Below are 21,080 nucleotides of genomic sequence, written 5' to 3' on the forward strand. Positions count from 1 at the left end.
CTCCCATGCCCGAAATCCTCGGCCACAACTTCATCGCCGGCCAACGCAGCGCCGTTGGCCCGCAACGCCTGCAGAGCCTGGACGCCAGCACCGGCCAGGCGCTGCCCCACAGCTTCGCCCAGGCCACCGAAGGCGAAGTCGACCGGGCCGCCCGCGCCGCCGCCGACGCCTTCGGCGAATTCCGCCAGCTCCCCCCGGCACGCCGCGCCGAGTTCCTCGAGGCCATCGCCGCCGAACTGGACGAGCTCGATGACAGCTTCATCGCCATCGTCTGCCGCGAAACAGCCTTGCCCAGCGCCCGTATCCAGGGTGAACGCGGCCGCACCAGTGGCCAGATGCACCTGTTCGCCCAGGTGCTGCGTCGTGGCGACTACCTTGGCGCGCGCATCGACCTGGCCCAACCCGAACGCCAGCCCCTGCCACGGGTGGACATCCGCCAGATGCGCATCGGCGTCGGCCCGGTGGCCGTGTTCGGCGCCAGCAACTTCCCATTGGCCTTCTCCACCGCCGGCGGCGACACCGCCGCGGCACTGGCCGCCGGCTGCCCGGTGGTGTTCAAGGCCCACAGTGGTCACATGGCCACCGCCGATCTGGTCGCCTGCGCCATCCTGCGCGCCGCCGAACGCACCGGCATGCCCAAGGGCGTTTTCAACATGGTCTTCGGCGCGGGTGTCGGTGAGTGGCTGGTCAAACACCCGGCCATCCAGGCGGTCGGCTTCACCGGTTCGCTCAAGGGCGGCGACGCCCTGTGCCGCATGGCCGCCGAACGCCCACAGCCGATCCCGGTGTTCGCCGAGATGTCGAGCATCAACCCGGTGATCATCCTGCCGGGCGCCCTGGCCAAGCGCGGCGAGGCAATCGCCCGCGAGCTGGCCGGCTCCGTGTGCCTGGGCGCCGGGCAGTTCTGCACCAACCCGGGGATGCTGATCGGCCTGCGATCGCCAGGCTTCAGCCAGCTGCTGAGCGACCTGGGCCGGCACCTGGATCAACAGGCAGGCCAGACCCTGCTCAACGCCGGCGGCCTGCGCAGCTACGTCGGTGGCCTGGAACACTTGCAGGCCCATGCAGGCATCCAGCACCTGGCCGGCCAGCCGCAACAGGGCAAGCAGGCGCGCGCCCAGCTGTTCAAGGCAGACGCCCGCCTGCTGGTGGAGGCCGACCCGCTGCTGCAGGAGGAAGTGTTCGGCCCGGCCACGGTGGCCGTCGAGGTCAGCGACCACAAGCAACTGCGCGCCGCCTTGCTCGGCCTGCGTGGCCAGCTGACCGCCACGCTGATCGGCGAGCCGGAGGATCTGGAAGCCTTTGCCTGGCTGGTGCCGCTGCTGGAGGAGAAGGTCGGGCGGATCCTGGTCAATGGCTACCCGACCGGGGTCGAGGTATGCGACGCCATGGTCCACGGCGGGCCTTACCCGGCCACCTCCGATGCCCGTGGCACCTCGGTCGGCACCCTGGCCATCGATCGCTTCCTGCGGCCGGTGTGCTACCAGAACTACCCGCAGGCGCTGCTGCCGGAGGCGTTGCGCGATGGCAACCCGCTGGGGCTGCGGCGGTTGGTGAATGGGCAGTGGAGTGACGGGGCGATCTAAGAGCCCTTTGATGCAAGAGCCCTGCGCATGCAGGGCTTTTTTATGGTGCCTGCGTCTGCCTCTTCGCGGGTAAACCCGCTCCCACAGGGTGAAGAACCTGTGGGAGCGGGTTTACCCGCGAAGGGGCCATTACCGATCAGACGCCCTGCGCCTCGGCCTCTTGATGGGCCTGGCGCAAGCGCTCGCGGCTGTTGCTCAGGTGCATGCGCATGGCCATCTTCGCGCCCTCGCTGTCACCTCGGGCGATGGCCTCGTAGATCGCCTCGTGCTCATGCATCAGCCGGCTCATGTAGTGCGCCTGGTCGTCATGGGCCAGGCGCGCCGAATTGAGCCGGGTGCGCGGGATGATGCTGGTGCCCAGGTGGTTGATGATGTCGGCGAAATAGTGGTTGCCGCTGGCCTGGGCGATGCGCAGGTGAAACTGGAAGTCCGCCGACACGGCATCCGAGGCATGGGCCGCGCCTTCGTTGAGCTCATCCAGCGCGGCGCGCATGCCGGCCAGCTCCTCATCGCTGCGGCGCTGGGCGGCCAGGCCGGCGGCTTCGATCTCCAGGGCGATGCGCAGCTCCAGCACCGCCAGCACCTCGCGCAGGGTGACGATGGTCGCCGGGTCGATCCTGAAGCCCCCAGTGCTCGGCGCGTCCAGCACGAAGGTGCCGATGCCGTGGCGAGTCTCGACCTGGCCTGCGGCCTGCAGCCGCGAGATGGCCTCGCGCACCACGGTGCGACTGACGCCCTCCTCGGCCATGATCTGCGACTCGGTGGGCAGCTTGTCGCCGCGCTTGAGCTGGCCTGCGCGGATGCGTTCGGTCAGCACCGTGACCAGTTCCTGGGCCAGACTGCGCGGCTTGCGCCGGGTCCGTGCCTGTACCTGCTGCTCTGTCATGCCCTGTATGTCTGGTTGTGAAAGACAGGCGTGATGATAGCGCAAGCGGTTGTACGATCACACACGTGCGCCGGGGTTTTCATGTGTCTGGCGCGCAGCTGACGGAGGCTGGCCCATGACCCGCCGGTACAGGCTGGAAAACGCGCTGGGGCTTTCATAGCCCAGGTCCAGGGCGATGCGGGTCACCGCCTCGCCCGCCGCCAGCCGGGTCACCGCCGCCATCAGGCAGGCCTGCTGGCGCCACTGGCCGAACGACAACCCGGTCTGTTCGCGAAAGCGCCGGCTGAACGTGCGCGGGCTCCAGTTCAAACGTCGCGCCCAGGACTCGGCCCTGGCATGCACCAGCGGTTGCGCCAGGAAGGCCTGGCATAGACTGGCCAGCCGCGGCTCGCTCGGCATCGGCGCGAACAACGGCAAGCGCTCGGCATTGCCCAGCTCGTGCAGGACAAGCCCCAGCAACAGGCCATCGCGCCCTGACTCGTCATGCAAGGCAGGCACCTCGGCGCTGGCCAGCAGCAGCTGATGCAGCAATGGCCCGACCCGCAATGCCTCGCACGCGTCGCCCGGCCTGGGCAGCGCGCTCGGCTCGATGTACAGGCTGCGTGTGCTGACGCCGCGCATGCGCACCTGATGCGGCTTGCCGGGCGGAATCCACACCCCGCTGCCGGGCGGAATGACCCAGGCGCCATCGTCCGTCAGCACCTCCATCAGACCGCTCATCCCATACAGGAACTGCGCCCGGCGATGGACGTGCCTGGGCAGCAGGGTATCGGGCGGGTAATCGGTGGCGATGGCCAATACCGCGCGCGGCGTGGCATCGACCTGGGACAACGGCATATTGCGCATGGCGGCTAGGCTCTGGCCGAAATGCGATGATTATTGGCCAACTCGCGAATGCCAGCCAAGGGGCATCCCCCTACGCTGCAGGACCTCCCCCTGGCCCGAGGTCAAACCACCATGTTCTATCCCCTGCTCGGCCTGTTCGGCCTGTGCGCCGGCATCACCACCCTGCTGTTCGGCTTCGGTGGCGGCTTCTTCGCCGTGCCGCTGCTGTATGCCCTGCTGCTGACCAGCCATGGCGCGGGTACTGAGGTGGCGCAGCATGCGATGCAGATCGCCGTGGCCACCTCCGCCACGCTGATGATCTTCAGCAGCGCCCTGGCCACCTGGCGTCATCACCGCGCCGGCAGCCTGCGCTGGGACCTGGTGCGTCCACTGGCGCCGGCCATTGCCATGGGCGCGCTGCTTGGCGCCTGGGCAGCGCCGTACGTGGCCAGCGCCTGGCTGCGCTGGCTGTTCATCGCCTACCTGCTGCTGAGCCTGCTGGACGCCTGGCTGCGTCCGGGCTTCCTGCGCGCAGGCGAACAGCGCCTGGACGCACCGGGCAATGCCGGCACACGCCTGATCGGCCTGCCCATCGGCGCACTGGCGGCGCTGCTCGGCGTGGGCGGCAGCGTCATGACCGTGCCGCTGATGCGCCGCCGCGGCGCCAGCATGCGTGCCGCCACCGCCATGGCCAACCCGTTGTCATTGCCCATGGCGCTGGCCGCCACGCTGGTCTATGCCGTGGTGCCAGCCAGTCGGCTCGACCTTGGCCCGGGCATACTCGGCTTCATCGACCTGCGCGCGGCCTTGGTGATGGCCGTGGGCGCCTGGCTCGGCATGCACCTGGGCGCGCCACTGCTGGGGCGCATTCCCGACAGCGTGCATGCCCGGGCCTACCTGGCGCTGCTGGCCTGCGTGCTGGTGGTGATGCTGGTCAATGGCGGCTGAGACTGGCGAATAGCCATGGCAACGCTGTAGGCTGCGCCCTGCACTCACCAAGGAAGGCAACTGCATGAAGACGTTCGATCGCCTGCTGCTCGCCAGCGGCCTGCTGATTCCGCTCTGGCTGCTACTGGGGGTTGCCCTGACCGCCATGGCCTACCCCGGCTACGACCACCTGCAACAGGCCATGAGCCAGCTCGGCGCGGTCGATGCGCCCACTCATGGGCTGTCGCCCTGGGTCAACAACTTCCCCCTGGCGCTGCTGTTCGCCTTGTTCGCCTGGGGCCTGGCGCGACGCTGGCGGCAGTCGGGGTGGGCGCGGTTCAGCGCACTGCTGGTGCTGTTGCACGGGCTGGGCAGCCTGGGAACCGGCTGGTTCCCCTGCGACCGGGGCTGCGCGCCAGTGGCGCCATCCTTCTCGCAACAGATGCACAACCTCAGCGGCCTGCTGATGTTTCTTTCGCTGACGTTGGCCTGCGTGGTGTGGATCGGGCTGGGCAAACGCCTGGCGCGTTCCGCGAGGCTGGCCGGCTGGTCACTGCTGTGCGCCGTGCTGTCGGTGGTCACCGTGGTACTGATGGCGAAGGCGGCACAGAGCGGTGAACTGTTCGGTCTGTACCAGCGCCTGAACTACGGCATCTGCGTGCTGTGGATAGCGACCCTGGCCGCGCAATCGCTGCGCACGCGCCAGCACGGCGACCTGCGAATGGCCATCGCCTGACGGCAAATTGCTGGCCCCCAAGCACGGAAAGCGAGGGCAAACTTCGTTTTCCTTCAGATGCTTAGGACAGCAATATGCGGGTAATTCTAGCAACCGTGGCCGGCTGCCTGCTGGCCGCCGTCACCTCCGCGGCCCAAGCCCGGCCCCTGAGCCAGAACGATCGCCAGGTCTGCGGCTGGGGCGCGCAGATCGCTGCCGAGGCGCAGCAGGCCAAGCTCTCCGGAGTAACGTTGTATGCCACGCGCAAGAAGCTGCAGGTGCGCAAGTTCGCCAAGCCATGGATGCGCATGACGGCGTTCGGGATTACCGAGCAGACGTACAACAGCCGCTCGCGATTGCAGCCGACGGCGATCAAGCAGACGTACTACGAGCAATGCGCTCAGCACGCATCTTCAAAAAGATAAATTCTATTTAAATCAATTAATTGGGATTTATTGTTAGATTTATTTATCAAGAAAACCAAAGCGATTTCGAGATTGCGCTATCACTCAGGCAGTAGCGTGGGAGCGAAGGTTCGCCGCGCCCACGCTCCCCTGCAACTCGATCAGGGCTCTGCAATCCCCGTGGTATCGCCAATCAGCGACTCAGCCTTGAGCGGCATCGGCGCCACCTTGCGCAACGCTGCCACCTGCCCCGCATCCACCGCTGCCGCCTGGTTACCCCAGCTGCCGCGAATGAAGTTGACCACGTCCGCCACCTGCTGATCCGACAACCGCCAGCCGAACCCCGGCATGCTGAACGTCGAAGGCGCCGTCGCCGTGGCCGGCAGGGTCGCCCCCTCCAGCACGATATGAATCAGCGAAGTGGCGTCCGCCCCCTGCACCACCGGGTTGCCGGCCAGCGCCGGGAACACCCGGGCATAGCCCTTGCCATCGGTACGGTGGCAGGCCCCGCAGTTGTCGACATAGAGCGCCGCGCCGGTCTTGCCGTCGTTGCCCCGCCACAGCGCTTCGGCGACCGTGCGATCCTCCTGGAACGGCTGGTCGTCCGGGTTCACCGGCGGCAAGCTCTTGAGGTAGCGGGCAATGGCCGTCAGGTCGGCGTCGCTCATGTACTGCATGCTGTGCTCGACCACGTCGCTCATGCCGCCGAATACCGCCGTGCGCTCGTTGCGTCCGGTTTTCAGGAAGGCGACGATCTGCGCCTCGTCCCAACTGCCCAGGCCATCCTTGTGATCGCCGCGCAGGCTCTTGGCGATCCAGCCTTCCAATGGCGCGCTGCCGGCCAGGAAGGATTCGCCATCGCCGGCATCCAGGGCTTTTTCCTGCATGGTCAACGCCCGTGGCGTATGGCAGGCGCCGCAGTGGCCCAGGCCCTCGACCAGGTAGGCGCCACGCGCCACCACCGGGTCGCGCCCGGCAGCCTCGAACGGCCGCACCGGCGGCGCGAACAGCCCGCGCCAGAACGCCAGCGGCCAGCGCATGCTCAACGGCCAGGGAATGTCACTGTCCTTGTTGCGCTGCTCCACCGGTTGCACACCGTGCATGAAGTAGGCGTACAGCGCCCGCATGTCCTGATCGCTGACCCGCGCATAGGACGGATACGGCATGGCCGGGTACAGCGTGCCACCGTCCTTGCCGATGCCTTGGCGCACCGCGCGCTCGAAGTCCTCGTAGCTGTACTGGCCGATGCCGGTCGCATGAGGGGTGATATTGGTCGAATACAGGGTGCCGATGGGCGTCTCCATGGGCAGCCCACCGGCGAACGGCTTGCCGCCCTTGGCAGTGTGGCAGGCCACGCAGTCGCCCGCCCGGGCCAGGTATTCGCCCTGTTTGACCTGCGCCGGATCCACCGTTTCGGCGGCTTGCAGCAGCGTGCTGGCACCCAGGCCGAGCATGGCGATGAGCAATGTCTTCATGTTGGCCTTCCTCATGCCTGCACCAGTGGGCCGGGGTTCTTCAGGTAGCGCTCGCGGATCGCCCGCGCCGACCAATAGGTCAGCGCCGCCACCAGCCCGGTGGGGTTGTAGCCCAGGCCCTGGGGGAAGGCCGAGGCGCCGGGCACGAACACGTTGTGCACGTCCCAGCACTGCAGGTAGCGGTTGAGCGCGCTGGTTTTCGGGTCGGTGCCCATGATCGCGCCGCCATTGAGGTGGGTGGTCTGGTAGGTGGACGCGTCGAAGTGCTGGCCGAACGCCTTTTGCCCCACGCTGATCGCCTTGGGCCCCATGGCTTCGGCGATCTTGCCCATGCGCTCGACCATGAAGCGGTTCATCTTCACGTCGTTGTCCTTCCAGTCGAAGGTCATGCGCAGCAAAGGCAGGCCGTAGGCGTCCTTGTACACCGGGTCCAGGTCCAGGTAGTTGTCACGGTAGGACTGGTGCGCGCCATGGGCGTCCATCGACAGCATGTGTCGGTAGCTGTCGGCCACCGCGGCCTTCCAGCCACTGCCCCACTTCGCCGTGCCCGGCGGCACCTTGGTCCCGGAAATGGGCTTGGCCCCGGCCTGGTTGAGCCAGAACGGCGAGCCGCCGACGAAGCCGTGCGGGCCATGGTCGAAGTTGTCGGCGTTGAAGTCGTCCACCGCCACGCCATTGCCACCGGCGCCGATGAAGGGGTTGGTGTGGTGGCTGTCACGGTCGAAGAACGCGGTCACGGTGGAGATGTTCTGGTAGGCGAAGTTGCGCCCGACCACCCCTTCGTTGCTGACCGGATCGTAGGGCTTGCCGATGCCCGAGAGCAGCATCAGGCGCACGTTGTTGTACTGGAAGGCGCCGAGGATCACCAGGTCGGCGGGCTGCTGCACCTCGCGGCCCTGGCTGTCGACATAGGTCACACCGGTAGCCAGGCGCTTGTCCGCGCTCAGGTTGACCCGCAGCACATGGGCGTTGTTGCGCAGCTCGAAGTTCGGCACCTGGCGCAGGGCCGGGAGGATGTTCACGTTAGGCGAGGCCTTGGAGTACATGTAGCAGGCATAGCCACTGCAGTAGCCGCAGAAGTTGCACGGCCCCATCTGCGCGCCGTAGGGGTTGGTGTACGGCCCGGAAGTGTTGGCCGATGGCAGGTTGTAGGGGTGATAACCGACGTCGCGGGCAGCCTTCTCGAACAGCTGCGCCGACACCGTGTTCTTCTGCGCCACCAGCGGGAAGTCGCTGGAGCGGTCGGCGGCGAACGGGTTGCCGCCCTTGCCACGGCCCACCACCTGGCCATTGATCGACCAGGCCGTGCCGGAGGTGCCGAAGACCTTCTCGGCGAAATCGAAGTACGGCTCCAGCTCTTCATAGCTGACGCCGAAGTCCTGGATGGTCATGCCCTCGGGAATGAACCGCTTGCCATAGCGCTCCTCATAGTGGCTGCGCAGGCGCAGCTCCACCGGGTCGACGCGAAAATGCACGCCCGACCAATGCAGCCCCGCCCCGCCCGTGCCGGTGCCGGGCAGGAAGGCGCCGAACTGGCGATACGGCACGGCCACGTCGTTGACGCTGTGGCGCAAGGTCACGGTCTCGCGGGAGATGTCCATGAACAGCTTCTTGCGCGAGTTGTAGGTCAGCTCGTCCATGGTCTGCGGGTAGACGCCGTCCGGGTAGGTGTCGCGGGCCGGGCCGCGCTCCAGGGCCAGCACCTGCAGCCCGGCCTCGGTCAGCTCCTTGGCCATGATCGCCCCGGCCCAGCCGAACCCGACGATGACCACATCGACTTTCTTCATCACTTGGCTCATGGCTCAACCTCGCTCGCCGCTGATCGACACTGGTGGGAAGGGATAGCGCTCGTCGCGCTCCACCCAGTCCATGAAGTCGGCACGGGCTCCGGGGAAGCCGACCAGTTTCCAGCCGGCCAGCCCCTGGTTGCCACCGTGCAGGGGATCGCTGAAGAAGCCTTCTCGGGTGTTGAGCCAGAGCATGCCGAGGAAGGTGGCCGCCGGCACCGAGGCAAAGTCTGGCTTACCGCCGTCCAGGGCCTCGAGCACCTGCTGCTGTTGTTCAAGGCCGAGCTGGGCGAACGCCTTGCCGAACTGCGCCTGGCACCAGGCGTCGGTTTCGGCAATGCCCAACCGGTAGATCTCCTGGGGACTGAGCTTGAGCTGGTAGCCCAGCTCGCTGGGCGCGTCGGGGCGGAATGGCCCCTGCATGTACCACAGCCCACCGCTGCCGTAGCGGGTGTTGAGCTGACGGTCGATGAACTCGGGTACGCCGGCATCGGCCGCACCGGGGCCGAGGGCATCGGTGGGGATCAGCACGGCCACGGCGGCGCCGATGAAGGCCCACTCCTCCTGGGTGAAGAAGCTTGGCTGGTAGGCACGCGCCGGGGCCGGTCGGGCCGGTTCGGCGGGTGCCGGGGTGGCGCTGTCGGCGAGCACTGCGCCGCTTAGCCCTGTGCTGGCGAGGGTCGCCACCGGGATCAGGGTCAGGGATTGGCGCAGGAACGCCCGGCGCGCCGGTTGCACGGAGGCGGGTTGGTCCTTGGACATGAGGATGTCTCTCTGTTGATCAGGTCATACGGAAATCGTCGCCCTCTTCACCGATGAAGATCCCGGGGCCACAGGCCGAGACAGCGCTGTCTCGGCGGAGCGGCCTTGTTTTGCCGAAGGGTCGCGGCGCGACCCCGGGATATCGAAACGGGCAAGGGCTGTTGTTGTGGCAAGCACGGGGCGAGCGCAGTGTTCGCCCCGCTCATGGGGTTCGCCGCGACCAGGCAAGCGGGTTGACCAGGTTCTGCGGTCGCTCGCCGGCCAAGGCGGCCAGCAGGTTTTCAACTGCGCAACGGGCCATGGCCTCGCGGGTCTCCTCGGTGGCCGAGCCGATGTGCGGTGTCACCACCAGGTTGTCCAGTTGCAACAAGGGTGAATCGGCGGGTAACGGCTCGCGCACGAACACGTCCAGGCCGGCGCCGCGAATGCGCCGCTCGGCCAGAGCCTGGAACAACGCAGCCTCGTCCAGCACCCGGCCACGGGAGATGTTCACCAGGATCGCCGAGGGCTTCATCAGCGCCAGTTGCGCCTGCCCGATCAGGTGCTCGGTCTCGGCGGTCAATGGCAGGCACAGGCAGACGAAATCCGACTCGGCCAGCAATGCCTCCAGGCTGCGGTGGCTGGCCGCGAAGCGCGCCTCCACCTCGGGCCGCGGCTGGCGGGTGTGGTACAGCACGCGCATGCCGAAACCAGCATGGGCACGGCGGGCCAGGGCTTCGCCGATACGTCCCATGCCGACGATGCCCAGGGTCTTGCCCTGCACATCGCAGCCGAACTGCGCCGGCCCGATCCCCGCCCGCCAGTGGCCGGCACGGATCCAGCCATCGAGCTCCACCACGCGCCGGGCACAGGCCAGGATCAGGGCGAAGCCGGTGTCGGCGGTGGTCTCGGTGAGCACGTCGGGGGTGTTGGTCAGCAGCACGCCACGCTGGTCAAGGGCGTCGATGTCGTAGTTGTCGACGCCGACCGAGACGCTGGAGACCACCTCCAGCTGCGGCGCCAGGTCGAGCAGAGAGGCATCCAGGCGCAGGCTGGCGCCGAGCAGCCCATGGGCACCCGGCAGCGCCGCGCGCAGGCGAGCCAGGCCATCGGCGCTGGGCGCCTCGACCAGGGTCACCTCGGCATGCGCCTGCAAGCGGGCCATGAGCTCATCGGACAGGCGTTTGTAGAGCACGATGCGTTTTTTCATTGCGCGATACCTATCGGCTGGGCGCCAGGCATTGCCGGCGCGCCTGTTGCAAAGGGTTGAGGACAGCGGTCAGGGCCACGGCCGCCAGCAGCGCGCCGCACATGAACAGGTAGGACGCTCCGGGGCCGCCGGTCACGCCGTTGAGGTAGCCCACCAGCCAGGAGCCGGAGAACGAACCCAGCGCGCCCATGCTGTTGATCAGCGCCATGGCGCCACCGGCGACGTTGGCCGGCAGCAGTTCGGGCACGATGGCGAAGAACGGTCCGTAAGGCGCGTACATGCAAGCGCCGGCGATCACCAGCAAGGCGTAGGACCACCAGAAGTGCTCGGTGCCAAGGCTGTAGGAGCCGTAGAACGCCAGCGCGGCGATCAAAAGCGGCGGCCAGACGAAGCGCTTGCGCTTCTGCAGCCGGTCCGAAGCCCAGGACACCCCGAGCATGGCCACCACCGCGCCGAGGTAGGGCACCGCCGACAGCCAGCCGGCCGTGACGATATCCAGCGCCGCCGCCTGCTTGAGGATCGACGGCAGCCAGAGGACGAAACCGTACACGCCGATGCTCCAGCAGAAGTACTGCAGCGACAGGATGATCACCGTCGGCGAGCGAAACGCCTCTCGGTAGTTCTTCACCGGCTTGATGCCCTGTTGCTCGGCATCCAGCGCCTCGCGCAGCGCTTGCTTTTCCCGGGCCTCCAGCCACTTGGCCTGCTCCGGGCGATCATCCACCAGGCGCCACCAGATGAACGCCCAGAGGATCGCCGGCGCGCCCTCGATGATGAACATCCAGCGCCAGTCGAACTGCTGCACCAGGTAGCCCGAGACCACCGACATCCACAGGATGGTCACCGGGTTGCCGAGGATCAGGAAGGTGTTGGCCCGCGAGCGCTCGGCGCGGGTGAACCAATGGCAGAGGTAGATGAGCATGGCTGGCATCACCGCAGCCTCGACCACGCCCAGCAGGAAGCGGATGACGATCAGCAGATAGATGTCGTACACCACTCCGGTCAGCGTGGCCAGCCCGCCCCAGAGGATCAGGCTGGCGAAGATGAGCTTCTTGACGCTGCGCTTCTGCGCATAGATCGCGCCCGGCACCTGGAAGAAGAAATAGCCAAGGAAGAACAGCGCACCGAGCAGCGACGACAGCGCCGGGGTGATCTTCAGGTCGTCGGCCATGCCCGAGGCCGCGGCGAAGCCGTAGTTGGCCCGGTCGAGGTAGGCCAGGCTGTAGGTGATGAAGACGATGGGCATGATGTACCACCAGCGTCTGGGGGCGAGTCGGTCGATCTGCATTGGGGTTCTCCTGGTCTTGTTGTTCTTGTCACATCAGGTGCCGGACGGGCCGGCGGTTCAACGGAGGTTGAGCGCAGCGTTTTCGTGACGGTCCAGCTCATGGCGTTGCGGCAGGCCTTCCATGTCGCCCCGGCTCTGCACCGCGCGGCTGCCGCACCAGTTGCCACGGGCCACCGCGCCACGCAGCGGCAGGCCTTCGAGCAAGGCGCTGATGACGCCGACGGCGAAGGCATCGCCCGCGCCCACGGTATCCACCACTTGCGCCACCGGCTGGCCGGGGACCACGCCGTGCTCGCCGTGGGCATCGCGCCAGTAGGCACCTTCGGCGCCGAGCTTGATGGCCACGCAGCGCACACCCTGCTCCAGATAGAACTCGGCGATGGCCTGCGGCGACTGGCGACCGGTCAGCAGGCGACCTTCCTCCAGTCCCGGCAGCACCCAGTCGGCCTTGGCCGCCAGGGCATTGATCTCGCGCACCATGGTCTGGCGATCCGGCCACAGCGAAGGCCGCAGGTTGGGATCGAAGGAAATGCTCCGGCCATTGGCGCGCATGCCGTCGAGCAGTTGATGGCAGAGGTCGCGGCAACCGCTCGACAGCGCCGGCGGGATACCGGTGGCATGCAGGTGCCGGGCCTGCAGCAAGGCGGGCCGTAGTTGCGCGGGTGACAGCCGGCTGGCTGCCGAGCCACGGCGGAAGTACTCGACCCTGGGGTCGCGACCATCATCGCAGCGCTCCTTGAGCTGAAAGCCCGTGGGGTGCTCGGCATCGATCTCGACGCTCGAGCAGTCCAGGCCTTCCTGGCGCAGGGTGTCGAGCACGAAGGCACCGAGCGAGTCGTTGCCGACCCGGCTCAGCCACTGCACGCGCAAGCCCAGGCGCGCCAAGCCGATGGCCACGTTGCTGTCGGCGCCGGCAATGCGTTTGCCGAAGCCTTCGACGGTGGCCAGGTCGCCCGGCTGCGCCGCCACGAACATGGCCATGGTTTCACCGAAGCACAGCACGTCACGCTCAGCCATGGCACACCTGCCCTTCCAGCTGCGCCAGTTGCGCGACCTGTTGCGCCGTGAATGCCAGCAGGTCTTCAGCGACCAGCGGGTACTCGATGGCGCGCGGCAGGCCGGGGGCGAAATGCGTCATCAGCTCGCGCCACTGCGCCAGGTCGAGGTCCTGCGGCGGCACCGCCACCAGTCGCCCGTCGGCACGTCGCGCCACCGCCTTGCAGTGCACGTAGCGCACCCAGCGGCCCAGCAATTGCGCGGCCAGCAGCGGCGACTCGTCGTGCCAGTACCAGTTGCCGATGTCGAAGGTCATGCTCGGCGCCACGCCCTGTTCCTGCGCCTCGCGGAAGAATCGCGCCAGGGTCTGCAGGCGACCGCCGTGGTTCGTCTGGTCGTTTTCCACATACAGCGCCGCCTTGTGCTGCAACAACGGCGCCAGGGCCTGCAGGTCGCAGCCGTCCTGGTAGTGCCCCAGCGATACCTTCAGGGCCACCGCGCCGATTGCGTCCGCCAGGCGCAGGCGCTGGGCGATGGCCGGTTCCAGGCTGCCATCCTCGCGCCATAGCTCCAGCGGCGAGGAATACAGGCTCTGCAAGCCATGCTCAGCGGCCAGGCTGGCCAGGGTGGCGGCATCGGGCACGGTGTCGAACAGTTCCTCGCGCCATTCCACCCGCTGTGCACCGGCAGCGGCCAGCAATGGCAGGTAGCTGGCCTGGCCATGGTGCCTCACGGCATCGGCGCCGAAACTCGACAAGCTGATGGAGACAGTGTGCGTACGCATCGCGGTGATCCTTGTTGTTGTAGATGAAACCGGTTTCATTTTTAGCCAAGCCGAACCGCGTTCCGAACGCGGTCATCGTTGCAATCGGGTAGAACCTCGCGCGATCAGCTCGGCGCGCAAATCCAGGCGTCGAGCCGGCGAATGGTTGCCTTGCAGGCGCTCCAGCAGGCACTGGAACGCCGCGGCACCGATACGTTCGGTGGGCTGGGCCAACGCGCTGATGCCACTGCCCACCAAGGGGTACCAGTCCAGCTCGTCGAGCGCGAGCAGACCGACGTCCTGGAACAGCGCACCGCCTCGCGCGTGCAGCGCGCGCACCACTTCGAGGGTGGCGACGCCGTTGCAGGTGAACAGCGCCTGCGGGCCGTGCCCTGCCCCGGCGATGAAGCCGGAAAGCTGCTCGTGCAGCCGTGCGCCCACCTCCAGCACTTGCCCACGCACGCCCCTGCGGCGGGCGATGGAGGCCTGGAACGCATCGACGCGCTCCTGGCGGGAGCTGGTGCCGTCGAGCGGCTCGGTCACGGCCAGGATGTCGCGATAGCCGCCAAGCACCAGGTGGTCGAGTGCCTGCTCGACGGCGTCGCCGTTGTCCAGGCCCACCAGGTCGACCGCCAGCCCGGCCAACTGCCGGTCGACCAGCACCATCGGCAGTTCGCGGGCCAGGTTGGCCAGCTCATCGGCGCGATGGCCCAGGGTGTTCACGATCAGCCCATCGACGTTGTACGACTGCAGGGCCTGCAGATGGCTGCGCTCCTGGTCGTCGTCGCGATCGGTGTTGCACACCACCAGGCTGTAGCCATGCCGGCGGCAGGCCATCTCGACGCCGTGCATCACCGCGATGGAATAGGGGTTGCGAATATCCGCCAACAGCATCCCGATCAACCCCGTGCGGCCGCGCTTGAGCGCGCTGGCCATGCGGTTGGGACGATAGCCGAGGCGTTCGACCACCGCCTCGATGCGCTGGGCGGTCGCTTCGGCGAGCAGTTGCCGGTCCTCGCCCATGAAGCGCGAAACCGTTGCCTTGGAGACGCCTGCCGCCTTGGCGACCTCGCTGATGGTGACCCGTGCGCGTGCGGGAGCTGCTGCTTTGTCCACCCCTGTGCCCTTCTTGTTTGCCTTCGTGCAGGGTTGATGAAAACGGTTTCAATGAAATCAGGGATGCTGCGGGGCGTCAAGTGACGCCCGTTCTGCCAAAGCAGGTGAATGAACGGCCAGGGTGCTGCACCACCGCAGCCAGAGCGTTATGGTAAGGCCCAGGGATTGTCCGGCGCTGCCTGGGAGAAGGTCATGACCACACTGTTTCGCCTCAGTTTGCTGCTACTGATCATCGGCATGGTGCTGGGTGACATCGTGCTGGCCAGCCTGGGCTTGGTCGGTTTGTGCGCAGGTGCCGTCTACCTCGATGTCCGCCAGGACAGCCAGGCGCAACCCGAGGCCGGCGAGTCGCAATTTACGGCATAGCGCGCCACATGTCCCCGGGGCCTGGGCAGCCGCTGTCACCAGCATCTGCTCGACCTGCTTACAGGCTGACGCCCAGCGCCTGGCGCAACTGTTCGCCACGGCTATCGTCCGCCGCGCTGACCAGCGCGAAGTTGTAGTCGCCGTGGGACCAGTAGCGGGCCTGCAACTGGCCATCGGTGCGCTGCCCAGTGGGCATGCGCTCGAAATGCTCGCCGGGCGAGCGCAGGAACAGGCTGATGCGCTGTCCCTGGCGGTCCTGGAACACCAGCAGCGCCGCCGGCCCCGCCTCGTTGCTCAGCAGCCTGGCGCCCACCGGCTGAAAACCGTAGCTGGCCAGGTCCGGCAACTGTCCCACGCGATTGAAGTGACGCCCGAGCCAGGCCTGCAGGCGCGCCGGGTCGCTGGCCTGGATATCCAGCGAGGTCGCCTCGGCGAACAGACGGTGCGCCTGCACCGCATCGGCCATCGGCAGGTTGCCGGCCACCAGGGTCGCCTCCCGCGCCTGCCAGCCACCCAGCCCGCCAAGGCCCAGGGCGACCAGCAGCACGGCCGCCGAAGCCAGGCGACGCTGGCGACGCTGACGCAACTGACGCCGCAGCGGGGCAAGGTCGAGCTGCGGGTCGCTGGGCCGTTCGCCAAAGTCCGCCAGCGCCGCGCGCAGGCGCCGGGCATCGCTGCGCCATGCCTCGATCCGCGCCGCCTGCTGCGGATTGGCGGCCAGCCATGCCTCGACTTCGGCGCGGCGCGCAGGCTCCAGCCGCTCGTCGACATAGGCATGCAGCTCGTGCTCGGTGGGAATCAGGCGCGTCATTTCAGTCTCCGCAGGGCCGGGGGCGTCGGCTGGCCTTCGGTCAGGTCTCGCAGGGTGGCACGGGCACGCGACAGGCGCGACATCACCGTGCCGATGGGAATGCCCAGGGTTTGCGCCGCTTCCTTGTAGCTCAAGCCCTCGACGCTGACCAGCAACAGCAGCGCGCGCTGCTCGGCCGACAAGCGAGCGAAGGCCTGCAGGTCGGCCTGGGCCTGGACGATGCTCTCGACCTCGCCACCGACCGGCTCCTCGGCCTGCGCCCGACCGAACCAACCCAGCCAGCGCGCGTGCAGGCGCTCACGCCGTTTGCCGTCGAGAAACAGTCGATAAAGGATGGTGAACAGCCAGGGCCGCAGGCTGTCGACGTCGCGCTGCTGGCCACGCCGGCTCAGCGCCCGCTCGGCGGTGGCCTGGACCAGGTCGTCGGCGCTGCCAGGCTCACGGGTGAGCCACAGGGCGAAGCGGCGCAGGCGTTGCAGCAGCTCGCGCCATTGTTGGTCGTCCAGATCGTGCATGGTCGGGTTCCGGGCCCCATCGGGCTGTCAGTGTAAAGGGCAGACGACCCAGCACGAAATCTATTCCCCGGCGGGAATAAATCGTTTGCCACCCCGTCGTACCGGCTCATTCCACCTGACCGGAGCGTCCCCATGACCACTCCCCTGCACGGCTGCGCCAAGGCCCTGCGCTTGGCCGCCATCGGCGCCACCCTCGCCGCCCTGGGCGCGGGCTTCGCCTATGCCGCCGGCTGGATCGGCGCGCCACGGCTGACCCCGCAGCGCATCATCGACACCTTCGAGGCCCAGGCCGGGCATCACCCCGGTTATCGAAAGAACCATGCCAAGGGCCTGTGCGTCAGCGGTTACTTCCAGGGCAGTGGGCAGGCCGCGTCGCTGTCCAGCGCCCGGGTCTTCAGCCAGGCCCACGTGCCGGTGATCGGTCGTTTCGCCATCGGCGGCGCCAACCCGTTCGCCCCGGACACCGCCATACCAGTGCGCAGCCTGGCCATCCAGTTGAGCAGCGATGACGGGCAGGTCTGGCGCACCGGCATGAACAACCCGCCAGTGCTGGCGGTGAGCACGCCCGAGGCATTCTACGAGCAGGTGCTGGCGGGGGCGCCCGATCCGGCCACCGGCAAGCCGGACCCGGCGAAACTGCAAGCGTTCTTCGCCCGCCACCCGGAGAGCGCGGCGTTTCGCCAGTGGGCGGCCAGCTACAAGGCCAGCGACAGTTTCGCCAGCACCGCCTACAACAGCATCAACGCCTTTCGCCTGATCGATGCCGACGGCAAGGCCCAGCCGGTGCGCTGGACCCTGGAGCCGCAAACGCCCTTCGCCGCCCTGCCCGCCCAGGTCGATGACAAGCAGTTCCTTCAACACGACCTGCAACAGCGCCTGGCCCAGGGCCCGCTGCGCTGGACCTTGCGCCTGACCCTGGCCGAAGCGGGCGATCCGGTGGACGATCCGGCCCGCCCCTGGCCGGCCGGGCGACCCAGCATCGACGCCGGCACCCTGGTGCTGGAACGGGTCGACGGCCCCGAGCAAGGCGCCTGCCGCGACCTCAACTTCGATCCATTGATCCTGCCCCATGGCATCGAACCCTCCGCCGACCCGATCCTCGCCGCCCGCTCGGCCGCCTACTCGGTGTCCTTCAATCGCCGCAGCCACGAAACCCTGACCGAAGGAGCCCGCCCATGACCGCCACCGCCTTCCACCCCCTGGCCCGGCTGCTGCACTGGCTGATGGCCGTGCTGATCCTGGCCATGCTGTTCATCGGCGTGGCCATGGTCGGCGACCTGTCACCCCGCCATCCGCTGCTGGTCGAGCTGCACAAGGCCACCGGCCTGGCCCTGCTGGCGCTGGTGCTCGTGCGCATCGCCCTGCGCCTGAGCCTGGCGCATCCAGCGCTGCCCGCCGACCTGCCACGCCTGCATCGGCTGGCCGCCGGCGCCTCGCACCTGCTGCTGTACGGCCTGATGCTGGCCATGCCGCTGCTCGGCTGGGCCATGCTCTCGGCCGGTGGCTACCCGCGCCCCTTGCAACTGCCCGCCATCGCCCCCCACGACCTGGCGCTGTACGCCGTGCTGCGCCAGGCCCACGGCTGGCTGGGCTACCTGTTGTTCGCCACGGTGCTGGCGCATCTGGGCGCGGCCCTGATGCACGCACTGGTGCGCCGCGACGGCGTCTTGCGTAGCATGTGGCCAGGCCCGTTGCGCCGCAGTGAATGAGCACTGCCGGGGTCGACAAATGTAAATAATTATTACTAACATCGTCGCTCATTTCGTCGAACTGCCCTGGACTGCCCCATGAACGTCGCAAAGGACCCTGCCACCTTCACCCCGGCCAGCACCCTGGACCTGCGTCCACTGATGCTGGTCAACATGGCCTGCACCATGTCGATGATGGCCTTCGTCGCCCTGATCGGCCCGATCGCCCGCCTGCTGGGCATGGCCACCTGGCAGGCCGGCGCGGCGGTGACCGTGGCCGGCGTGGTCTGGGTCCTGCTCGCGCGGCCCTGGGGGCGCCTGGCCGACCGCTATGGCCGACGCCGCGTGCTGCTGCTGGGCAGCGGCGGTTTCACCCTGGCCTACTGGCTGTTGTGCCTGTTCATCGATGGCGCGCTGCGCTGGCTGCCAGGCGCGACCCTGGCCTTCTTCGGGCTGATGCTGGCGCGGGGCATGATCGGCGCCTTCTATGCCGCGCTGCCGGTGGGCGGCAACGCGCTGATCGCCGACCACATCGAACCCCAGCGCCGGGCCCGGGCCATGGCCTCGCTGGGCGCCGCCAACGCCGTCGGCCTGGTGCTCGGCCCAGCGGTGGCCGCGCTGCTGTCGCGCTACAGCCTGAGCATGCCGTTCTATGCGATGTCGCTGCTGCCGGCCACGGCCTTCGTCGTGCTGCTGTTCAAGCTCAAGCCACAGCCCTTGGCCCAGGCGCACGCGCCGAACCCGGTGCGACTGTCCGACCCGCGCCTGCGCCGGCCCCTGCTGGTGGCCTTCAGCGCCATGCTCAGCGTGACCGTGTCGCAGATCGCCGTCGGCTTCTTCGCCATCGACCGCCTGCATCTGGAGTCGACCGCCGCCGCCCAGGCCGCCGGCATCGCCCTGACCACCGTGGGTGTGGCGCTGATGCTGGCCCAGGTGTTCCTGCGCCGGCTCGAATGGCCGCCGCTGAAGATGATCCGCGTCGGCGCCAGTGTCTCGGGGCTGGGCTTCGCCGCTGCCGCCCTGGCCACCAGCGCGCCCTGGCTGTGGGGCGCGTTCTTCGTCGCCGCGTTCGGCATGGGCTTCGTGTTCCCGGCGTTTTCCGCCTTGGCGGCCAACGCCATGCACGCCTCCGAGCAAGGCGCCACGGCCGGCTCCATCGGCGCGGCCCAGGGCATGGGCGCGGTGGTCGGGCCGCTGGCCGGGACCCTGGTCTATGCCCTCGACCCACGCTTGCCGTTCCTGGCCGTGGGCGCCCTGTTGCTGGTGGTCGGCCTGTGGCCGGCGCCCGCTGACCAGCGGCACTGAGAGCTACAGCGCGCAACCTGTGCAGAGTGTGCTTTAATGCGTCGCCCATTATTTTTGACACCTCTGCAAACAAGGCGGCTATGGACACGGGGACACGACTCAAGCTGGTGCGTGAACGCAACAACCTCTCCCAACGGGAACTGGCCCGCCGCAGCGGCCTGACCAATTCGACGATCTCGCAGATCGAGCAGAACCGGGTCAGCCCTTCGGTCAGTTCCCTCAAGAAACTGCTCGAAGGGATTCCCATGTCCCTGGCGGAATTCTTCAGCTTTGACGAGCCCGTGCGCGAGGAACGCTACGTGTTCCGCGGCGGCGAGCAGCCCGACCTGGGGCGCAACGGCCTGCGCATGCTGTTGATCGGCGCCAGTGTCGAAGGCCGGCAGATGCGCATGCTGCGCGAGCTGTACGCGCCGGGCGCCGACTCCGGCGAGCCGATCGTGCATGCCGAAGGCGAGGAATGCGGCCTGGTCACCCGGGGCACCATGGAGCTGTGGGTCGATGGCCAGGTCAGCGTGCTCAACGCGGGCGATGGTTACTACATCCCCACTACGCTGCCCCACACTTTCAAGAACATCGGCCCCGATGAGGCCGAGATCATCAGCGCCAACACCCCGGCGAATTTCTGATCCCATGCCCGACGTCTCCAGTCGCGAGGCGTACCAGTGCCTGCGTGACGCCGCCCTTGGCGTGCGGCCGCTGGTGACGGTCGCCCGCCTGGCCGGCGGGCAGGTCGAGGTGCTGGTCGACGGCTGGCGCTTGACCCTGGTGCTGGACGGCGAAGGCCTGGCCCACTGCAGCCACTGCCAATGCCCGGATGGACGCCGGGGCACGCTGGACGACTGGCACCGTTACGGCACCAATCCGGTCGATCATCTGAGCATCTGGGAACGCGGACAAATAGAGCGGCTGCTGGCCTGAGGCACGCCCTGGCGTCTCCCGGTCATGCCTGTCGAGCCAGTGCTTGCTCGACAAAATCCAGCCGGTCCTGGCCGAAGAACATCTGCCCGTCGACAAAGAACGTCGGCGCCCCGAACACACCACGTTCGACCGCCTCCTCGGTAGCTTTGCGCAAGGCGTCCTTGACCTCGGGCCGGGCGGCCAGCGCCTGGAACACCTCGGCCTCGAAACCACCCGCAGCCAGGGTTTCACCCAGCAACGCAGGGTCTCCCAGATTGCGCCCGTGCACGAACAACCCTTCGAACAGCACCTTCAACAACGCCTCGAACCGCTCTTCGGCAAACAACTGGACGCCGATCAGCCCGCGCATCAGGTTCAGGGTGTTGACCGGAAACCCTGGCGGCAGGGTCAGGGGCACGCGATAGCGATCGGCATAGCGCTTGAGGTCGATGCGCATATAGCGCCCCTTGGCCGGCACCATCACCGGCGAAGCATTGCCGGTGGCCTGGAACACCCCGCCCAGTAGGATCGGTTTGTACACCAACCGCGCCCCGTGACGCGCGCATAGGGCGGGTAGCTGGGTCGAGGCCAGGTAAGTGGCGGGGCTGCCCAGGTCCAGGAAGAACTCGACGGTCTTGTTCATGATTCGCTCCTTGTATGAGGGTGAGACTTACCAGCGCTCCATCCACGGGCGCAGGTCCAGTTCGAAGGTCCAGGCATCCCGTGGCTGGGCATGCAGGAACCAGTAGCTGTCGGCGATGTGCGCGGGGTCGAGGATG

The 21,080-nt window shown here is 67.8% G+C and carries 23 protein-coding genes and 1 pseudogene; 10 read left to right on the forward strand and 14 right to left on the reverse strand.

What is annotated here, in order from left to right:
- Positions 1 to 5: 5 nt before the first annotated feature.
- Entirely contained in the window at positions 6 to 1,586 is a 1,581-nt protein-coding gene (locus tag N5D48_RS20585; RefSeq protein WP_279887625.1) for an aldehyde dehydrogenase (NADP(+)), read from the forward strand.
- Between the two features lie 136 nt (positions 1,587 to 1,722).
- On the opposite strand, the gene N5D48_RS20590 is transcribed toward N5D48_RS20585, so the two are convergent.
- Both N5D48_RS20590 and N5D48_RS20595 read right to left on the reverse strand, forming a co-directional pair.
- Positions 1,723 to 2,472 (reverse strand): FadR/GntR family transcriptional regulator, encoded by a 750-nt coding sequence (locus N5D48_RS20590; RefSeq protein ID WP_279887603.1) that lies wholly within the window; start codon positions 2,470 to 2,472, stop codon positions 1,723 to 1,725.
- Between the two features lie 57 nt (positions 2,473 to 2,529).
- The gene (locus tag N5D48_RS20595; RefSeq protein ID WP_279887604.1) at positions 2,530 to 3,318 is read right to left on the reverse strand and encodes a helix-turn-helix transcriptional regulator; all 789 of its coding nucleotides are present in this window, start codon (positions 3,316 to 3,318) and stop codon (positions 2,530 to 2,532) included.
- A 111-nt stretch (positions 3,319 to 3,429) separates the two neighbouring features.
- Here N5D48_RS20595 and N5D48_RS20600 point away from each other — a divergent pair, with 111 nt between their 5' ends.
- From N5D48_RS20600 to N5D48_RS20610, 3 genes are all read left to right on the forward strand, one after another.
- Positions 3,430 to 4,245, forward strand: a complete 816-nt coding sequence (locus N5D48_RS20600) for a sulfite exporter TauE/SafE family protein (protein ID WP_279887605.1) — start codon at positions 3,430 to 3,432, stop codon at positions 4,243 to 4,245.
- Positions 4,246 to 4,309: 64 nt separating this feature from the next.
- Complete coding sequence (locus N5D48_RS20605; protein WP_279887606.1) at positions 4,310 to 4,960, forward strand: DUF998 domain-containing protein; 651 nt, start codon at positions 4,310 to 4,312, stop codon at positions 4,958 to 4,960.
- Positions 4,961 to 5,034: 74 nt separating this feature from the next.
- On the forward strand, positions 5,035 to 5,364 hold the full coding sequence (locus N5D48_RS20610) for a hypothetical protein (protein WP_279887607.1): 330 nt from the start codon (positions 5,035 to 5,037) through the stop codon (positions 5,362 to 5,364).
- Between the two features lie 140 nt (positions 5,365 to 5,504).
- On the opposite strand, the gene N5D48_RS20615 is transcribed toward N5D48_RS20610, so the two are convergent.
- The 8 genes from N5D48_RS20615 to N5D48_RS20650 all read right to left on the reverse strand — a co-directional run bounded on the left by N5D48_RS20615 (position 5,505) and on the right by N5D48_RS20650 (position 14,719).
- Positions 5,505 to 6,818: a cytochrome c gene (locus N5D48_RS20615; RefSeq protein WP_279887608.1), complete on the reverse strand. Its 1,314-nt coding sequence runs from the start codon at positions 6,816 to 6,818 to the stop codon at positions 5,505 to 5,507.
- Positions 6,819 to 6,829: 11 nt separating this feature from the next.
- Entirely contained in the window at positions 6,830 to 8,617 is a 1,788-nt protein-coding gene (locus N5D48_RS20620; protein ID WP_279887609.1) for a GMC family oxidoreductase, read from the reverse strand.
- Between the two features lie 3 nt (positions 8,618 to 8,620).
- On the reverse strand, positions 8,621 to 9,367 hold the full coding sequence (locus N5D48_RS20625) for a gluconate 2-dehydrogenase subunit 3 family protein (protein WP_279887610.1): 747 nt from the start codon (positions 9,365 to 9,367) through the stop codon (positions 8,621 to 8,623).
- A 202-nt stretch (positions 9,368 to 9,569) separates the two neighbouring features.
- Complete coding sequence (locus tag N5D48_RS20630; protein ID WP_279887611.1) at positions 9,570 to 10,556, reverse strand: D-glycerate dehydrogenase; 987 nt, start codon at positions 10,554 to 10,556, stop codon at positions 9,570 to 9,572.
- A gap of 10 nt (positions 10,557 to 10,566) precedes the next feature.
- Positions 10,567 to 11,844: an MFS transporter gene (locus N5D48_RS20635; protein WP_279887612.1), complete on the reverse strand. Its 1,278-nt coding sequence runs from the start codon at positions 11,842 to 11,844 to the stop codon at positions 10,567 to 10,569.
- A 57-nt stretch (positions 11,845 to 11,901) separates the two neighbouring features.
- A complete protein-coding gene (locus N5D48_RS20640) occupies positions 11,902 to 12,861 on the reverse strand; it encodes a sugar kinase (RefSeq protein ID WP_279887613.1) in 960 nt (319 codons plus the stop codon).
- Complete coding sequence (locus N5D48_RS20645; protein ID WP_279887614.1) at positions 12,854 to 13,624, reverse strand: AP endonuclease; 771 nt, start codon at positions 13,622 to 13,624, stop codon at positions 12,854 to 12,856. The genes N5D48_RS20640 and N5D48_RS20645 overlap by 8 nt, the downstream gene beginning before the upstream one ends.
- A 72-nt stretch (positions 13,625 to 13,696) precedes the next feature.
- Positions 13,697 to 14,719: a LacI family DNA-binding transcriptional regulator gene (locus tag N5D48_RS20650; RefSeq protein WP_279887615.1), complete on the reverse strand. Its 1,023-nt coding sequence runs from the start codon at positions 14,717 to 14,719 to the stop codon at positions 13,697 to 13,699.
- 192 nt (positions 14,720 to 14,911) lie between these two features.
- Here N5D48_RS20650 and N5D48_RS20655 point away from each other — a divergent pair, with 192 nt between their 5' ends.
- Positions 14,912 to 15,085, forward strand: a complete 174-nt coding sequence (locus tag N5D48_RS20655) for a hypothetical protein (protein ID WP_279887616.1) — start codon at positions 14,912 to 14,914, stop codon at positions 15,083 to 15,085.
- Between the two features lie 58 nt (positions 15,086 to 15,143).
- Here the strand turns inward: N5D48_RS20655 and N5D48_RS20660 are convergent, their stop codons facing one another.
- Both N5D48_RS20660 and N5D48_RS20665 read right to left on the reverse strand, forming a co-directional pair.
- Entirely contained in the window at positions 15,144 to 15,896 is a 753-nt protein-coding gene (locus N5D48_RS20660) for an anti-sigma factor (protein ID WP_279887617.1), read from the reverse strand.
- Positions 15,893 to 16,411, reverse strand: coding sequence for a sigma-70 family RNA polymerase sigma factor (locus tag N5D48_RS20665; RefSeq protein WP_279887618.1), 519 nt, complete (start codon positions 16,409 to 16,411; stop codon positions 15,893 to 15,895). Before N5D48_RS20665 ends, N5D48_RS20660 begins: the two co-directional genes overlap by 4 nt.
- 132 nt (positions 16,412 to 16,543) lie before the next feature.
- Here N5D48_RS20665 and N5D48_RS20670 point away from each other — a divergent pair, with 132 nt between their 5' ends.
- From N5D48_RS20670 to N5D48_RS20690, 5 genes are all read left to right on the forward strand, one after another.
- A complete protein-coding gene (locus tag N5D48_RS20670; protein WP_279887619.1) occupies positions 16,544 to 17,590 on the forward strand; it encodes a catalase family peroxidase in 1,047 nt (348 codons plus the stop codon).
- Entirely contained in the window at positions 17,587 to 18,120 is a 534-nt protein-coding gene (locus N5D48_RS20675) for a cytochrome b (RefSeq protein ID WP_279887620.1), read from the forward strand. Before N5D48_RS20670 ends, N5D48_RS20675 begins: the two co-directional genes overlap by 4 nt.
- Positions 18,121 to 18,198: 78 nt before the next feature.
- Positions 18,199 to 19,404, forward strand: a complete 1,206-nt coding sequence (locus N5D48_RS20680) for an MFS transporter (RefSeq protein ID WP_279887621.1) — start codon at positions 18,199 to 18,201, stop codon at positions 19,402 to 19,404.
- An 80-nt stretch (positions 19,405 to 19,484) separates the two neighbouring features.
- Positions 19,485 to 20,030 carry a cupin domain-containing protein gene (locus N5D48_RS20685; RefSeq protein ID WP_279887622.1) on the forward strand — a complete coding sequence of 182 codons (546 nt, stop codon included), beginning with the start codon at positions 19,485 to 19,487 and terminating at the stop codon, positions 20,028 to 20,030.
- Between the two features lie 4 nt (positions 20,031 to 20,034).
- The gene (locus N5D48_RS20690) at positions 20,035 to 20,322 is read left to right on the forward strand and encodes a hypothetical protein (RefSeq protein WP_279887623.1); all 288 of its coding nucleotides are present in this window, start codon (positions 20,035 to 20,037) and stop codon (positions 20,320 to 20,322) included.
- A 22-nt stretch (positions 20,323 to 20,344) separates the two neighbouring features.
- On the opposite strand, the gene N5D48_RS20695 is transcribed toward N5D48_RS20690, so the two are convergent.
- A complete protein-coding gene (locus tag N5D48_RS20695; RefSeq protein ID WP_279887624.1) occupies positions 20,345 to 20,944 on the reverse strand; it encodes a 2-hydroxychromene-2-carboxylate isomerase in 600 nt (199 codons plus the stop codon).
- Positions 20,945 to 20,971: 27 nt separating this feature from the next.
- Positions 20,972 to 21,080 (reverse strand): annotated as a pseudogene (locus N5D48_RS20700) (glucose 1-dehydrogenase); the annotation flags it as partial.

The organism is Pseudomonas sp. GD03858 (genome assembly GCF_029840925.1).
In the GTDB taxonomy this organism is placed as follows: Bacteria; Pseudomonadota; Gammaproteobacteria; order Pseudomonadales; family Pseudomonadaceae; genus Aquipseudomonas.